Below are 15,545 nucleotides of genomic sequence, written 5' to 3' on the forward strand. Positions count from 1 at the left end.
GTACCTCATGACGGCACTCCCTGCGGGTAACTGACCGGCCAGTAGTCCTCGTCCAGGCACCAGCGCCAGGACCCTCCCTCGCGCCCGGCCGCCACCGTCCGCGCGACCGGCTGCCGCTGGGCGCGGTGGGCGTGGAAGTCCATGGCGTACCCGGCGGTGTTGACGAAGGCCAGCAGGTCCCCGGCGCGCGGCAGCCGGGGCAGGAAGACCAGGCGACGGGTGATCAGGTCGGCCTCCAGGCACAGATTGCCCACCAGGTGCACCCCGACGGGCTCGTCGTCCGCTTCGGTCACGGGTCCGCCGCGGGGCAGCAGCACCGGGTCGACCAGGACACCGTGCTCCTCCAGGCTCACGTCCCCGGCGTTCATCCCGAGGCGCACCAGCGGCCGGCCGTCGCCGGTGTGCCGTACGTCGAGGACCCGGGCCAGGGACAGACCGCACTGGTCGACCAGCGCCCGCCCCGGCTCGACGTACAGGTCGTGCAGGTGCTCCAGCAGCAGCGTGGCCGGTGAGCGGCCCAGGACCGGAGTGGGGCGGGCGAGCAGCTCCTCCAGGTAGTCCGGGCCGGCGACGGGCCGGTGAGCGGGGTAGAGCGCCGCCGAACCCCGTACCGTACCGCCCTCGTTGCGCAGTCCGTAGCCATGTCCGCGCCAGGTGAGCGGCGGACGGACGCCGAGGACCGCCTCGCTCAGCGCGGTGGTCCACCGCTCCCACTCCCCCGCGTCGTCCACGTACCCGACGCCGAATCCGCCGCCGACGTCGACGGCGCGCGGCGCCAGCCCGCGCGCCCGGCACTCGTCCATCACCAGCACGCACCGCTCCAGGGCCCGGGCCTTCTCCTCCAGCGCGGTGGTGTCCAAGTGGTAGGCGACGCCGGTCAGTTCGACGGCGTCCGCGTACCGCTCCACCGCCTCCCACAGCGCGTCCGCTTCCCCCACCGGGGTGCCGAAGCGGCTGCGGCGCGACAGCAGGCGCGTACCGGCGGCGTGGCCGTCCTCGAACCCCGACAGCCGCGCCAGGACATCGACCTTGCCCAGGCCGTACGCGCGGACGATCCCCGCCAGTTGCTCCAGTTCACCGGGCGAGTCCAGGTTCACCGTCGCCCCGAGCCGTGCGGCGAGCCACAGGAACTCCGCGTCCTTCGGACCGGTGGCCATGATCCGGTCCCCGGTGAACCCGCAGCTCACCGCGTGCCGCAGTTCCTCCAGGGACGCCACGTCGATCCCGACCGCGGCCGGGTCGCACGCGGCCAGCCTGCGCACCAGGGCGCTTGAACGATTCGCCTTGTGCGCGAAGTACACCCGCCCGGCCAGGTGGTGGCGCCGGTGGACCGAGCGGAACCGCTCGGCATTCTCCGCGACGACCTCCGGCAGCAGCACGTTCAGCGGTGACCCCAGCGCGTCCACCAGTGAGTGCAGGAACGGCACATCCCCCAGCAGCCCGGCGAGCGGCGGATCCACCCGCGGCCGCAAGTACAAGGGCGCGTCCTTCACTGAGTACCCTCCCCACATCAGCCGGTCGTCGCATCGTGTCGCGACAACCGCTCTCGATCATCGTTTCCATTTAGTTGCGCCGCTAAGCCACCGTTTCGCGCGTCCCGTCACCACCATCACGCCCCGCACGGCGCTCTGTTCGCACGGCACCCCTTGTAAGTGAAAATGATTGTCATGTATGAATGAGGTCCTTCCCGGTCCTCTCGGAGTGTCATGTCTCAGAGCCCTGCCTTCCGTTCCCCTGCCGTCACCCGGCGCACGGTCCTCTCCCTCATCGGGCTCGGCGCCGCCGCGCTCACCGGCTGCACCTCCGGCGGGGCCGCGGCCCCCACCGTGACCGGCGCCCCCACCGGCGAACCCCGGCGCGGCGGCACCGTCCGGCTCGCCTTCGCCGGGGCGGGAGCGGCCGAGTCGCTCGACCCCACCGTGGGCACCTCGCCCTGCGACCTCGCCCGTTACTCGGTCCTCTTCGACACCCTCTTCTCCTTCGCCGACGGCGCGGCCGAGCCGTCGCTCGCCACCGCGGCCGAGGTGGACAGCGAGGCCAAGACCTGCACCCTGACCCTGCGGCAGGGAGTGACCTGGCACGACGGGACCGCGTTCACCGCCGCCGACGTCGTGCACACGCTGAAGTACCGCGCCTCCCCCGACCGGATCGCGCCCAGCGAACTGTCGGCCTACCTGGATCTCGCCGCCGCCGAGGCCCGCGACGACCACACCGTCGTCGTACCGACCGTGCAGCCGGTCGGCGATCCGGCCACCCTGCTGGCGGGCGCCGGTCTGTACGTCATCAAGCGGGGCACCTCCTCCTTCTCCGCCGAGACCGCGACCGGCACCGGGCCCTACCGGGTGACCGCCTTCAAGGCGGGCGTCGAGACCCGCCTGGAGCGCCACGACGACTACTGGGACGGCGCCGGTCACGCCGAGAAGGTCGTCCTGCTCAGCGTCGACGACGCGCAGGCCCGCGTCAACGCGGTCAAGGACGACCAGGCCGACTACGCCTCGGACATCTCCTTCACCACGGCGAAGGCCGGACCGCCCGGCACCGGCCTCCAGATCCGGGACGCGGGCGAGGCCCTGCGCACAACGTACGGCTTCGTCCTCAACGTCACCCGCGACCTGCCCGCCGATCCCCGCGTCCGGCGGGCGATCAAGCTGGGCATCGACCGCAAGGCACTGGTCGACGCCGTCTTCCTCGGCTACGGGGCGCCCGCCAACGACCTGTTCGGCGCCGGGGCCGAGTACTACCTCGACGACGTCGCCGTTCCCGAGCGCGACGTGGCCGCGGCCAAGAAGCTGTTGAAGGAGGCGGGCGCGACGGGCAAGCCCTTCGTGGTGCGCACCGCCGAGTACGAGACGGGGCTGAACTCCTCGGCGGAGCTGTTCGTCGAGCAGCTGAAGGGCCTCGGCCTGGACGCCTCCCTGGTCAAGGTGAGCACCACCGAGGGGTACGAGCCGGCCGGCATGAAGGCGTGCGACGCCATCTCCTTCCCGCTGGGCCCCGTCTCCCTGGCACTCACGTACACCCGCTCGGCCGCCTACGAGACGCTGGCCTTCCCGGACGAGGAGCTGACCGGGGCCGTCGCCACGGCGATCTCCACCACCTCCGACAGCGAACGGGCCGCGGCGTGGGCCAAGGCCCAGCGGGTCATGGCGGACCGGGGGAACTGGGTGGCCTGGGGACGCGGTGACGTCCTGAGCCTGGCGAAGGAGACGCTGACGGGCGTCGAGAACCGCGAGTCGCCGAAGTACCCCTGGCTGGGCAAGGTCGGGTTCACCGCGTGAGGAAGGACACGGTCCGGTACGTCGCCGGACGGCTCGTCACCGCCGCGGTGCTGCTGGCCGCCCTGTCCCTCGTGGTGTACATCGGCGTCGACCTGCTGCCCGGCGACCCCGCCAGTGCCCGGCTCGGCCCGAACGCCACCCCGGACCAGGCAGCGGAGGCGCGTGAACGGCTCGGCCTGGACGAGCCGTTGGCCCAGCGGTACCTGGAGTGGGCCGGCGGTCTGCTCCACGGCGACCTCGGCACCTCGGCCAACGGCACCCCCGTCTCCGGCATGCTCGCCGGACGGCTCGGCAACACCGCCGTCCTGGCCGGGCTGACCGTCCTGCTCCTGGTGCCCCTCTCCCTCGCACTCGGCGTCGCGCTCGGCCGGCGGGCCGGCGGCCGGGCCGACGGCACCGGGTCGACGCTGCTGCTCCTGACCACGGCGGTACCCGAGTTCGTGGTCGCGGGCGCGCTGGCCCTGGTGGTGGGCGCCCAGCTGGGCTGGCTGCCGGCCACCTCGCTGGTGCCCGCCGGCGACTCGCCCCTGGCCCACCCCGACGTCCTGGTGCTGCCGGTGCTCAGTCTGCTGTGGGTGAGCCTCGCCTACGCAACCCGCGTGATCCGGGCGCAGACCCTGGTCGCGCTGCGCGCCCCGCACGTGGAGGCGATGCGGCTCAACGGGATTCCGGAACGCACCGTCCTGCGGCAGGCGGTGCTCCCCGCCGTGCTGCCCTCCGCCGCGCAGATCTGGCTGATCGGCGCGGCAGGTCTGCTCGGCGGCACGGTCCTGGTGGAGGTCGTCTTCAGCTATCCCGGGATCGGCAAGGTGCTGGTCTCCTCCGTCAGCACCGGTGACCTGCCGGTCGTCCAGGCCCTCGCCATGCTCATGGGCGCCCTGACCCTGCTGGCCACCATCGCCGCGGACGTCGTCGGCACCGCGGTGGGAAGGACGAGGTCCCCATGACCGTCCCCGTACGGCAGTCCCGAGGCGTCCGCGGCTCGCGGGAACCGTCGCCGGGACCCGGCCCGTACCGGCGTCGCGGTGTGGCCGTGGCCGTCCTCGTCGGCGCCGTCGTGCTCGTCGGTCTGGCCGGGCCGTGGCTCGCGCCGCACTCCGCGACCGAGACGGTGGCGACGCCGTACACGGTCCCCGGTGCCGGGCATCCGCTGGGCACCGACCACCTCGGCCGCGACGTGCTGTCCCGTCTGCTGCACGGCGGGCCGTCGGTGCTGCTCACCACGGCGGGCGCCACCGTGCTGACCGTGCTGCTCGGCACCGCGGCCGGACTGCTGGCCGCCTTCGCCGGTCACCGCCGGCCCGCCGCCGAGGGCGTCGTCATGCGCCCGTTGGACGCCCTGGCCGCGCTGCCGCCCATGCTCGCCCTGCTGCTCGTCCTCACCGCCGTGCCCAGCCGGACCGGCGTCGTACTGGCGGCCTGCGCCGCCGGCGTCCCGCTGTCCGCCCGTGTCATCCGCGCCGCCGCCCTGCCCGTACTGCGCCGGCCGCACGTCGAGCTGGCCCTCGCCCGGGGCGAACGGTGGCCCTGGGTCCTGCGGTACGAGGTGCTGCCGCTGGTCGTCACCACGGTGCTCGCCGACGCCGGGCTGCGGTTCGTCTTCTCCCTCTACCTGGTCAGCGCCGCCGGCTTCCTGGGCGTCGGGGTCTCCGGCTCCGACTGGGGCACCCTCGTCCAGGAGGCCCTGCCCGGGGCCGCGCTCCAGCCGTACGCCCTGCTGGCGCCGCTCGTCCTGATCGCCGTCCTCGCCGTGGGCGTCAACCTGCTGTCCGACACCTTGACCCGCCCCGACGGCGAGAAGTGAGCGCGCGGATGCTCTCCATCGAGAACCTGGAGCTGCGGTCGGCCCGGGGCCCGGTCCTGCGCGGCGTGTCCCTCGCCGCCGGCGCCGGTGAGGCGCTGGCGGTGGTCGGCGCGTCCGGCTCCGGGAAGACCACCCTGGCCCTGTCCGTCCTGGGCCACCTGCGGCCGGGCATCACCCTGGGCGGCGGCCGGGTCCGCGTCGACGGTCACGACACGCTGCCGGTGCCGCACTCCGGGCTGCGCGGCCGTACCGTCGCCCACCTCGGGCAGGACGCCGGTACGACGCTCAATCCGTACCGCCGGCTGTCGGTCACCCTGCGCACCGCGCTGGGCAGCCGGGACGACCGGGAGATCGAGGCCCTGCTGCACCGCGTCGGGCTGCCCGCCTCGCTCGCCGGCCGCCGGCCCGCCGAACTCTCCGGCGGCCAGCAGCAACGGGCCGCCCTGGCCGCCGCCCTCGCGCGCGGCCCCCGGCTGCTGGTGCTCGACGAACCCACCTCCGCCCTCGATCCGGTGGCGAAGGAGGAGGTCCGCGCCGAACTCGACCGGGTCCGTGCCTCCGGGGTGGGCCTGCTGTGGATCACCCACGACCTGTCGTCGGTCGAGGGGCTGGTCGACCGGGTCGTGGTCCTGGACGACGGCCGGATCGTGGAGGACGCCGCGGCGGACCGCGTCCTGACCGCCCCCGTCTCGCGGGCGGCGACGGCGCTCGTCGACGCGGCGGCCCCGGCGACGAGCGGCCGGCCGGCCCCGGAGCCCGGCGGGACGCCACCGGTCCTGCGCGTCGAAGGGCTCACGGCGGACCGCGGCACCCGGCGCGTGCTGGAGGACGTCGGCCTCGCCGTGCGCCCGGGGCAGTGCCTGGCCGTCACCGGCGCCTCCGGCAGCGGCAAGACGACGCTGGCCCGCTGTCTGGCCGGACTCCACCCGCCCGCCGGCGGAGCGGTCCTGCTCGACGGACGCCCGCTGCCGGGCCAGGCGCACAAGCGGCAGGTCGCCGACCGCGCGGCGATCCAGCTCGTACCGCAGAGCCCGGCGGAGACACTGCACCCCCTCCAGACCGTGCACGCCGCCCTCGCGCGTCCGCTGCGGGTCCTGCGGGGCCTGCGCGACCCGCACGAGATCGACGAAGAGGTCGAACGGCTGCTGTCCCTGGTCCGGCTGCCCGCCGAGCACGCCCGGCGGCTGCCCGGCGGGCTCTCCGGCGGTCAGCGGCAACGCGTCGCGCTGGCGCGGGCGCTGGCGGCCGGCCCGCGCGTCCTGCTGTGCGACGAGATGACCTCGGCACTGGACTCGGTGACGCAGGCGGCCGTCCTGGACCTCGTGCGCGACCTGTGCGAGAAGCAGTCACTGGGCCTGCTGGTCATCACGCACGATCCACGGGTGGTGCGCCAGGTGGCCGACGACGTCACGGTACTGGCGGACGGCGCACTGCGCCCGGTCGGCGCCCTCAGCCTTCCGTCCGGCGGACCAGGAGGACGTGGTCGGTGACCGTGGCGGTCCGCCCGTCCGGCCCGGTGGCCGTGCGGCGCGGGGCGTCGGCCCGCTCCACGGTCCAGCCGGCGGACGGCAGGCCCATGCCGTCGTACACCTCCTGGGGCGAGGGGAAGCGCGTGTCCGGGTCCTGGTTCCAGGACCAGGGCGCGATGGACGCGTGGTCGACGACGAGCAGCCGTCCGCCCGGGCGCAGCGCCTGGGCGGCGGTGCGCAGGATCGGCCCGCGGGGCAGGTCGTAGGGGGTGTGGAAGTACTGGGCCGACACCAGGTCGAAGCTCCCGGCCGGGAAGGTCCGGGCCAGGTCGTGGCGGACCGTGGTGACCAGGTCGCCCAGGCCCTCGGTGACGGCGCGTTCGGCGACGCGCATCACGGCGGTGGACGCGATGTCGACCGCCGTGACCCGCCAGCCGTGCCGGGCGAGCCACAGGGTGTCGCCGCCCGTTCCGCAGGCCAGGTCGAGCGCGGTAGCGGCGGGCAGCGCGCCGGCCACCTCCGCGAGCACCGGGTTGACGCGGGCTCCCCAGGCGGCGAGGTCGTCGGCGCGCCGGCGGTAGAGGTCCTCCCAGAACTCTCCGGGCTCCTGGGCGGCGAGGTCGGCCGCGGTGGGACCTTGGGATCGCTGTGCCACGGAACTGGCTCCTTCTGACTCGGCCTCGGCCCGCCTCGTCCGCGGTGCTCCGCGGGGCGGGATCGACGGCCACTGTCGCCGGGGCGCGAGCCCGTGGGCCAGCTTTCCTGCCGTTTCGGCAAGAAGTCCGGCCCGTGCGGTCTCAGCGGTCGGTGCCGGGCTCCAGGGCGAGCGTGGCGAAGGTGGCCAGCCAGTGGTCGGTGGTGAAGTCGCCGCGCTCCACCGCCGGCAGGCCCGCCGCGAGGTGCGCGTCGGCCGCCGCGCCCAGCCGGTCGCGGACCGGTCCGCCGGGCAGGGCGTCGGCGAGGGAGCGAAGCGCCGCCGCCCGGCTGAGGGTCAGCCCGAGCAGGTGGCCGATCTGCGGGTCGGCGTGGTCGGAGACGACGGGGACGTCCAGCGGCGGGCAGGGGGCGCCGGTGCGCAGCGCGGGCAGGAACCGGTCGAGCCACGGCGCGAACTCCTCCCTGGGCAGCACCCTGCGCATCGCGTCGGCCTCGGTCAGCGCCGGGGACAGGAAGTCCTGTCCCGACGGTTCCCAGTGCGCGGGCGCGTCGTGGTCGTCGGCGAACCAGGCCAGCAGGCGTTCCCGTACGGCCCGTTCGGTGGTGGCCGACAGTTCACCCGAGTCGAGAGCGAGGCCGAGCGCGAAGGCGCTGTTGGGGTGGTTGCCGTGGCGCACGGGATAGGTGGCCTTGGGCAGCCAGCCGGCCAGCAGCCGGTCGACGGTCGCCGCGGCCGGTGCCAGCGCCTCGGCCCAGCGGGCGCCCGCCGCGCCGCCGTACGCCCGGCACTCGGCGGTGAGCGCCAGCAGCCAGGCCCAGCCGTAGGGGCGCTCGAAGGAGGGGTGGTCGCGGAGGTAGGCCGCCTCGACCGCGAGGTTCCCGGGGGTGAGGTGCCGGTCGAGTACGTCGACGGCGGCCGCGGTGCCGGGCAGGGCGGGGGTGTCGCCGTAGCGGCGCAGCAGGCGGACGAGCAGCCAGTGCATGTGCGCCGAGGAGTGCCAGTCGTAGGCGCCGTAGAACACCGGGTGGAGGGTCCGGGGCTCGACGCGCTCGTCGGCGGAGGTGATCAGGTGGGCCGGGAAGTTGGGGTACTCGCGGGTGATGTTGGCCAGGGCGAGCCGGGCGAAGGGCGCGGCGTGGGTGCTGAGCGGCATCAGTGGGTGGCTCCCTCGGTGACCTTCAGGTCCTGGCCGGCCGGGGTGCGGGCGGCGGCGGTCAGCAGGGCCCGCAGACCGTGGGCGACGGTGGCGGGCGGCAGGGCCGGTGCCTGGCCGTCGGTGACCTGTTCCGGCGCCCAGGGGACGTGCACGAAGCCGCCCCGGATGTGCGGGAACTCGGTGGCGATGAGGTGGCCGAGGCCGTAGGCGACGTGGTTGCAGACGAAGGTGCCGGCCGTGTGGGAGACGGCGGCGGGGACGCCGGCCTCGCGCATCGCGGCGACGCAGGCCTTGACGGGGAGGGTGGAGAAGTAGGCGGCGGGGCCGTCCGGGACCACCGGTTCGTCGACGGGCTGCCGTCCCTTGTTGTCGGGGATGCGGGCGTCGTCGACGTTGATGCCGACGCGTTCGACGGTGACGCCGGGACGCCCGCCGGCCTGGCCGAGGCAGAGCACCAGGTCGGGTCCGACGGTGCGGACGGCCTCGCGCAGGGCGTCGAGGGAGTCGCCGAAGGCGCAGGGGAGTTCGGTGGCGGTGACGGTGAGTCCGGCGGGCGGTTCGGCGGCGACCAGGGACGCCGCCTGCCAGGACGGGTTCACGCGCTCGCCGTCGAAGGGGGCGAAACCGGTGATGAGGACGCGGGTCACGACACTTCCTTAAGGGGGTGGCTCAGGAGGTTCCTCACGGTGGCGGCTCAGAAGGCGAAGACCGCCATGATCACGGTGCAGCAGCCGAGCAGCGCGACGCCCGTGGGGAGCTGGGCCTTGATCGGTCCGTACTGGTCCTTCAGTTCGAGCAGGGTGGCCGGGACGATGTTGAAGTTGGCGGCCATCGGTGTGCAGAGCGTGCCGGCGAACCCGGCGAGCATGCCGATCGCGAGGACGGCGGGTTCGTTGCCGTGCATCTGCTGGATGAGCACCGGCCAGCCGATCGCGGCGGTCATCACGGGGAACGCGGCGAAGGCGTTGCCCATGATCACGGTGAACAGGAACATGCCGACGCAGTACGCGAGCACCGCGAGGTACCTGGAGTCGTCGGGGAGGACCCTGTTCATGATGTCGCCGACCTGGTCGCCGACCCCGGCGGCGGCGAAGATCGAGCCGAGTACGGCCAGGAGCTGGGGCAGCAGCAGGGCGGAGCCCATCGCCTCCAGCATGGAGCGGCCGGAGTGGACCGGGACGGAGACCTTCTTCTCGCCGGTGACCAGCATGCCGACGACGAGGGCGGCCATGCAGCCGAGGCCCAGTCCCAGCAGGGTGGCCTTGCCCGACTCGAACAGGCCGGACTCGTCGAGCACGGAGGCGCAGACGATGGCGACGAGCGGGATGGTCAGGGCGGGGATGAAGATCTTGTTGCCGAGCCGGGCGGCGGACGCCTCGCGCTGCTCGCCGGTGGTGGTGACCGGGACGCCCTTGCCGAGGAAGTTGAACCCGGCGAGGACGATCAGGGCGAGGACGGCGACGCCGAGCGGTTCGGCGGGCAGGGTCCAGCCGCCGTTCTCCGCCGTCGCGTTGGCCACGCCGGTCCCGTAGGGGAAGGTGAGCCCGAGCAGGCCCCAGAACGCGGCGGACGTCCACCGCTTGGGGTTGGTGCGGTCCATGGCCATCTGCACGGCCATGACGACGAAGACGAGCCCGATCAGCCAGTAGAGCCATTCGACTTTGATCACTTGTCGGCCCCCTCGGGAAGCGGCAGGTCGTGCTCGGCGGCGGCGAGTGCCATCTCGCGTTCGAGCTGCTTGTCCATGAGCAGCAGCCGGGCGCCGTGGATGAGGAAGGCGCAGACGGCGAGCGGAATGGCCCACAGGGCCAGCTGGGTCGGTTCGATCTCCTGGTGGTACGTGGAGTTCACGAAGCCGGTGATCAGCAGGATGGAGCCGATCGCGATGAAGCAGTCCTCGCCGAAGAAGACGCCCACGGTGTCGGCGGACGCGGAGTAGGAGCGCACCTTCTCGCGCAGCCGGTCGGGCAGCTTCGCGCCCGTGGTGCGCTCGGCGGCGGCCTCGGCCATGGGCGCCACCAGGGGCCGCACGGTCTGCGCCGGGCCGCCGATGCTGTTCAGGCCGAAGGCCGCGGTGACCTGGCGGACCAGCAGGTAGACGGTGAGGAACCGGCCGGCGCTGAGCCGGCCGAGGCGGCCGATGAGGTGACGGGCCTGTTCGCGCAGGCCGTAGCGTTCCAGCAGGCCGATCACCGGGAGCACGATGGCGTAGACGGTGACCGAGCGGCTGTCGGCGAAGGACCGGCCGAAGGCCGCGAGGACCTCCAGCGGGTCCATCCTGCCGAGCAGTCCGGTGACGATACCGGCGACGCCCACCACGAGGACGGGATTGCGGCGCGTGACGAATCCGAGGATCACCACGACCACACCGAGAAGCACGATCATTCGGTGGCCTTCTTCAGGCTTCGGGGGCAGAGCACGGACCCGGGAGCGGTAAGCGGACCGCATCGTTCCGGATGCATGGCGGATGCACGGACCCTAGACGATCGTTCAACGATCTAACAAGGGGTGACTTTCCCCCGGTCGAAGATCACCGGATGGTCCCCGAAGACGCGGAGTCCGCCGAAGACACCCGTGGAACTCTTGTCGAATCGTTCAACGATCCATTACGTTCAAGAGGTGATCGACCTCAACGCAGACCTCGGCGAAGGCTTCGGCCGCTGGACCCTCACCGACGACGACGCCCTGCTCTCCGTCGTCACCAGTGCCAATGTCGCCTGCGGTTTCCACGCGGGCGACCCCTCGGTGATGCGGCGCGTCTGCGACCTCGCCGCCGAGCGCGGGGTGCGGATCGGCGCCCAGGTGTCCTACCGCGACCTGGCCGGCTTCGGGCGGCGCGCGATGGACGTGCCCGCCGACGAACTCGCGGCCGAGGTCGCCTACCAGATCGGCGCGCTCCGGGTCTTCGCCCGCGCCGCCGGGACCGACGTGGTCTACGTCAAGCCGCACGGCGCCCTCTACAACCGCACCGTGCGCGACGACGGGCAGGCCCACGCCGTGGTGGCGGGCGTGCGGCTCGCGGGCGGGGACCTGCCCGTGCTCGGTCTGCCGGGGTCGCGGCTGCTCGCCGCCGCCGGGGAGGCCGGTCTCACCGGCGTGCCCGAGGCCTTCGCGGACCGCGCCTACACCCCCGAGGGCACCCTCGTCCCGCGCCGCGAGGCGAACTCCGTGGTGACCGACGAGGACGCGGTGGTACGCCGCGCGCTGGCGTTCGCGGTGGACGGCACGGTCGAGGCCGTCGACGGCACCACCGTCACGGTCGCCGCCCGCTCCCTGTGCGTGCACGGCGACACCCCCGGCGCGGCCCGGATCGCGGCGCGGGTGCGTACGGAGCTGGTGGCTGCCGGGGTCGAGGTCAGGCCGTTCGCATGACACCGGATGCGCCCCAGCCGCAGCTCACGGCCCGTCCCGCCGGGCGGCACGCACTCCTCGTCGAACTGCCCGACGCCGAGCGGACCGCGGCCTTCCACGCCGAACTGCTGAGGCGGCGCGCGGCGGGGACGCTGCCGCCGGTGGAGGAGATCGTGCCCGGCGCCCGGACCGTGCTGCTGGACGGCGTACGGAACCCGGAGGCGCTGGCCCGCCGGGTCGCCGGCTGGGAGCTGCCGCCCGGCGCCGCGGACGACGGGGACCTCGTGGAGATCGCCGTGCGCTACGACGGACCGGACCTGTCCGATGTCGCGGACCTGTGGGGAGTCGCCCCGGACGAGGTCGCCGCGCTGCACTCCTCCCTCACCTACCGGGTCGCGTTCTGCGGCTTCGCGCCGGGCTTCGGCTATCTCACCGGGCTGCCCCCGCACCTGCACGTCCCCCGCCGCGCCACGCCACGCACCCGCGTGCCCGCCGGAGCGGTCGCGCTGGCCGGCCCCTACAGCGCGGTCTACCCGCGCGCCACCCCGGGCGGCTGGCAGCTGATCGGCACCATGCCGGACCCCGGTCCCCTGTGGGACCCGGCGAGGGAGCGGGCGGCGCTGCTCACCCCGGGGACCCGGGTGCGCTTCGTGACGGCGGAGGACACGGCATGACCGGCAAGCTGACCACCGTACGGGCCGGTGCCCTCACCACCGTCCAGGACGCGGGCCGACGCGGCCACGCCCACCTGGGCGTGCCCCGCTCCGGAGCGCTGGACGCGCCCGCGATGCGGCTGGCCAACCGGCTGCTCGGCAACGATCCCGACGCCGCGGTCCTGGAGACCACCCTGACGGGCTGTGCCCTGCGGCCCGACCGCGCCGTCACCGTCGTGGTCGGCGGCGCGCCCTGCCCGGTGACGGTGGCCGGACGGCCGGTGGCCTGGGGCGCCCCGGTGCGGGTGCCGGCGGGCGCCGTGCTGGACGTGGGGCCGGTGACGGCGGGCGTGCGCTCGTACGTGGCCCTCGGCGGCGGTGTCGCCGTCGAACCCGTTCTCGGCAGCCGCTCCACCGACCTGCTCTCCGGGCTCGGCCCGGCGCCCCTGCGCGACGGGGACGTCCTCCCGCTGGCCGCCCCCACGGGACGGGCGGCGATCCCGGTGGCCGTCCCGTGGCCGGCCCCGCCCGCCGAACTGGTCCTTCCGGTACGCCTCGGCCCCCGCGCCGACTGGTTCACGCCGGCCGCGCTGCGGACCTTCACCTCGGCGGCCTACCGGGTCTCCCCCCACAGCAACCGCATCGGCCTGCGCACCGAGGGACCGGCGCTGGAGCGGGCGTCGACGGGTGAGCTGCCCAGCGAGGGCATGGTCCTCGGCGCCGTCCAGGTCCCGCCGGACGGCCGCCCCGTGGTCTTCCTGCACGACCATCCGACGACGGGCGGCTATCCGGTGATCGCGGTCGTCACGGAAGCCGCCCTCGCCGCGGCGGCCCAGGCGACGGCCGGCACACCGGTCCGCTTCGTCCTCGGCTGACGCGCCGCGCGCCTCAGCCGGCGGCCGGGGGCTCGAACCAGGTGGGCGCCTCCGCCAGGGCCTGCTTGATCCGGAACCGGCCGAACTCACCGATCTCCGGCAGGGCGTCCACCGCGAACCAGGCGACGTCGAGGGACTCGTCGTCGTTGACCTGGGCCTCGCCGCCGAGGGCGCGGCAGCGGAAGGTGATGTCCATGTACTGGCAGACGTCACCGTTCTCGTACGTCACCGGGTCCAGCGCCTGCACCAGGACCACCCGCTCGACGGCGCACCGCACGGCGGTCTCCTCCCACACCTCGCGCACGGCGCAGGCGGCGGGCTGCTCCCCGGGCTCCGGGATGCCGCCGATCACGGACCAGCGCCGGGTGTCGGACCTGCGGTTCAGCAGCACCCGGCCGTCGTCGTCGAAGACCAGGGCGGTGACGCCGGGCAGCCAGAGCAACTGGTTCCCGGCGGTGGCGCGGAGGGTGCGGATGAAGTCGGGAGTAGCCATGCGTCCGACCCTAACGGGCACCGGCCTCCCGACTCGCCGGCTGGCAGGGCGTGCGACGGGCGTACGGTTACACGTCACCGGCGCGTCGCCCGCGCACGCCGGCGGCGACCGCCCAGCCCGGTCCGCCCGCCGCGACGAGGACGAGCAGGACTTCGGGGAGCACGCCCAGCTTGGTGGCGGGCGTCTCGGAGGAGCGGAGCGGCACCTCCTGGACCAGGGAGCCGGCGACGAACATGCCGGTGCGCTGGGTGACCCGGCCGTCCGGCATGATGATCGCGCTGACCCCGCTGGTCACCGGCACGGTGACGGTCCGGCTGTGCTCGACGGCGCGGACCCGGGACATGGCGAGCTGCTGGTAGGTCATCTCGCTGCGGTCGAACGTCGCGTTGTTGCTGGGGACGGAGATCAGCTGGGCGCCGTCGGTGACCTCGGAGCGCACGGCCCAGTCGAAGGCGGCCTCGTAGCAGGTGACGAGGCCGACGCGGGTGCCGGTCATGGTGAAGACGCCGGGTTCGCTGCCGCGGCTGAAGTCCTGGCTGACCATGGACGTCCAGTCGCTGTTGATGGCGCCGATGAGGGAGCGCAGGGGCAGGTACTCGCCGAAGGGCTGGATCTGCCGCTTGTCGTAGGTGTCGACGGGGCCCTTGTCGGGGTCCCACAGGATCTGCTCGTTGTAGAGCCTGCCGTCGCGCTTCACCACGCCGCCGACCGAGATGGGCGCCTCGATCGCCTTGGCGGCGGCGTCGATGACCTCGTAGGCGTCGGGGTTGGCGAACGGGTCGATGTCGGAGGAGTTCTCCGGCCACAGCACGATGTCGGGCTGGTCCACCTTGCCCGCCGCCACCTCGGCGGCCAGGCGCTCGGTCTCGCGCGCGTGGTAGTCGAGCACCGCGCGGCGCTGGGCGTTGAAGGCGAGCCCCGCGCGGGGCACGTTGCCCTGGACGACGGCGACGGTGGTGGTGCCGTCCTCCGCGTCGTCGCTGACCAGTGGCCGGGCGGCGAGGGCGGCCACGACGGGGACGGCGACGCTCAGCAGGGCGGCGACGGCCGCGCCCTTGCGTACGGTCCGGGTGCGCCGGGCGGTCACGGCCAGCCGCAGCGCCTCGTACAGGCCGAAGCCGCACAGGACGACCGCGAAGCCGAGCACCGGGGTGCCGCCCACCGCGGCGAGCGGGAGGAAGACGCCGTCCGCCTGCCCGAAGGCGATCTTGCCCCAGGGGAAGCCCTCGAACGGCACACGCGCGCGTGCCGCCTCGCCGGCCGTCCACAGCGCCGCCGCCCACACCGGCCAGGCGGGCAGCCTGGAGACGGCGGCGACGCCCGCGCCGACCAGCGCGACGAAGAGCGCCTCGATCGCGGCCAGCGCCAGCCAGGGTCCCGGGCCGACCTCCACGCCGGTCCACACCAGCAGCGGCAGCAGGAAGCCGAGGCCGAAGAGGTAGCCGAGGCCCAGGCCCGCCTTCCAGCCGCGCCCGCGCAGCACCAGGCCGAGGACCGCGAAGGCGGGCAGGGCCAGCCACCACAGGGTGCGCGGCGGGAAGCTGGCGTAGAGCAGGACGCCGGCCAGGGCGGCCGCGGCGGCGGGGAGGAGACGGCGGCCGAGGCGCGCGGCGCGCGAGGCGGGCGCGGTCCGCGGGTCCGGCCGGTCCGGCCCGGCGACGGAGGGTGCGGTGACGGTCACCCCGGGAGTGTACGCGGGTGACCTGGGACCGCCTCGGGCACCACCTCGGTGCGGGGGCCTCTGCGGCCGGAGACGGTCCGTTCAGCGCGCGGTGCCGGGGGCCGCGACCGAAGCCCGTCCGTACAGC

Annotated in this window: 15 protein-coding genes; 7 read left to right on the plus strand and 8 right to left on the minus strand. The window is 74.2% G+C overall.

Going from position 1 to position 15,545, the window contains the following annotated elements; translation table 11 throughout:
* Positions 1–5: 5 nt before the first annotated feature.
* On the minus strand, positions 6–1,511 hold the full coding sequence (locus J7I94_RS35035) for a Y4yA family PLP-dependent enzyme (protein ID WP_215173920.1): 1,506 nt from the start codon (positions 1,509–1,511) through the stop codon (positions 6–8).
* 195 nt (positions 1,512–1,706) lie between these two features.
* Here J7I94_RS35035 and J7I94_RS35040 point away from each other — a divergent pair, with 195 nt between their 5' ends.
* Genes J7I94_RS35040 through J7I94_RS35055 form a run of 4 tightly spaced genes read left to right on the plus strand, consistent with a single transcriptional unit; the run spans position 1,707 to position 6,572 of the window.
* Positions 1,707–3,278: an ABC transporter substrate-binding protein gene (locus J7I94_RS35040; protein ID WP_215173921.1), complete on the plus strand. Its 1,572-nt coding sequence runs from the start codon at positions 1,707–1,709 to the stop codon at positions 3,276–3,278.
* Positions 3,275–4,225 (plus strand): ABC transporter permease, encoded by a 951-nt coding sequence (locus tag J7I94_RS35045; RefSeq protein WP_215173922.1) that lies wholly within the window; start codon positions 3,275–3,277, stop codon positions 4,223–4,225. The genes J7I94_RS35040 and J7I94_RS35045 overlap by 4 nt, the downstream gene beginning before the upstream one ends.
* Entirely contained in the window at positions 4,222–5,082 is an 861-nt protein-coding gene (locus J7I94_RS35050; RefSeq protein WP_215173923.1) for an ABC transporter permease, read from the plus strand. Before J7I94_RS35045 ends, J7I94_RS35050 begins: the two co-directional genes overlap by 4 nt.
* Positions 5,083–5,090: 8 nt before the next feature.
* On the plus strand, positions 5,091–6,572 hold the full coding sequence (locus J7I94_RS35055; protein WP_215173924.1) for an ABC transporter ATP-binding protein: 1,482 nt from the start codon (positions 5,091–5,093) through the stop codon (positions 6,570–6,572).
* On the opposite strand, the gene J7I94_RS35060 is transcribed toward J7I94_RS35055, so the two are convergent.
* From J7I94_RS35060 to J7I94_RS35080, 5 genes are all read right to left on the minus strand, one after another.
* Positions 6,532–7,206, minus strand: coding sequence for a cyclopropane-fatty-acyl-phospholipid synthase family protein (locus J7I94_RS35060; protein ID WP_215173926.1), 675 nt, complete (start codon positions 7,204–7,206; stop codon positions 6,532–6,534). The two genes, J7I94_RS35055 and J7I94_RS35060, sit on opposite strands and share 41 nt — an antisense overlap.
* A gap of 142 nt (positions 7,207–7,348) precedes the next feature.
* A complete protein-coding gene (locus J7I94_RS35065; protein WP_215173928.1) occupies positions 7,349–8,362 on the minus strand; it encodes a DUF2891 domain-containing protein in 1,014 nt (337 codons plus the stop codon).
* The gene (gene pcp / locus J7I94_RS35070; protein ID WP_215173931.1) at positions 8,362–9,012 is read right to left on the minus strand and encodes a pyroglutamyl-peptidase I; all 651 of its coding nucleotides are present in this window, start codon (positions 9,010–9,012) and stop codon (positions 8,362–8,364) included. The genes J7I94_RS35065 and pcp overlap by 1 nt, the downstream gene beginning before the upstream one ends.
* 47 nt (positions 9,013–9,059) lie before the next feature.
* Positions 9,060–10,034: a DUF979 domain-containing protein gene (locus tag J7I94_RS35075; RefSeq protein WP_215173933.1), complete on the minus strand. Its 975-nt coding sequence runs from the start codon at positions 10,032–10,034 to the stop codon at positions 9,060–9,062.
* Positions 10,031–10,750 (minus strand): DUF969 domain-containing protein, encoded by a 720-nt coding sequence (locus tag J7I94_RS35080; protein ID WP_215173935.1) that lies wholly within the window; start codon positions 10,748–10,750, stop codon positions 10,031–10,033. Before J7I94_RS35080 ends, J7I94_RS35075 begins: the two co-directional genes overlap by 4 nt.
* A 234-nt stretch (positions 10,751–10,984) precedes the next feature.
* Here J7I94_RS35080 and J7I94_RS35085 point away from each other — a divergent pair, with 234 nt between their 5' ends.
* From J7I94_RS35085 to J7I94_RS35095, 3 genes are read left to right on the plus strand one after another with little or no spacing between them, the layout of a single operon-like run.
* The gene (locus tag J7I94_RS35085) at positions 10,985–11,737 is read left to right on the plus strand and encodes a LamB/YcsF family protein (protein WP_215173937.1); all 753 of its coding nucleotides are present in this window, start codon (positions 10,985–10,987) and stop codon (positions 11,735–11,737) included.
* Complete coding sequence (locus tag J7I94_RS35090) at positions 11,734–12,390, plus strand: allophanate hydrolase subunit 1 (protein WP_215173939.1); 657 nt, start codon at positions 11,734–11,736, stop codon at positions 12,388–12,390. The genes J7I94_RS35085 and J7I94_RS35090 overlap by 4 nt, the downstream gene beginning before the upstream one ends.
* Positions 12,387–13,244 (plus strand): biotin-dependent carboxyltransferase family protein, encoded by an 858-nt coding sequence (locus J7I94_RS35095; RefSeq protein ID WP_215173941.1) that lies wholly within the window; start codon positions 12,387–12,389, stop codon positions 13,242–13,244. Before J7I94_RS35090 ends, J7I94_RS35095 begins: the two co-directional genes overlap by 4 nt.
* 13 nt (positions 13,245–13,257) lie before the next feature.
* Here J7I94_RS35095 and J7I94_RS35100 read toward each other — a convergent pair whose 3' ends face one another.
* Together J7I94_RS35100 and lnt are read right to left on the minus strand one after the other, a co-directional pair.
* Positions 13,258–13,737: an NUDIX domain-containing protein gene (locus tag J7I94_RS35100; RefSeq protein ID WP_215173943.1), complete on the minus strand. Its 480-nt coding sequence runs from the start codon at positions 13,735–13,737 to the stop codon at positions 13,258–13,260.
* A 67-nt stretch (positions 13,738–13,804) separates the two neighbouring features.
* On the minus strand, positions 13,805–15,418 hold the full coding sequence (lnt, locus tag J7I94_RS35105; protein WP_215173945.1) for an apolipoprotein N-acyltransferase: 1,614 nt from the start codon (positions 15,416–15,418) through the stop codon (positions 13,805–13,807).
* Between the last annotated feature and the right edge of the window lie 127 nt (positions 15,419–15,545).

It is taken from the genome of Streptomyces sp. ISL-12, assembly GCF_018614415.1.
Taxonomy (GTDB): Bacteria; Actinomycetota; Actinomycetes; order Streptomycetales; family Streptomycetaceae; genus Streptomyces.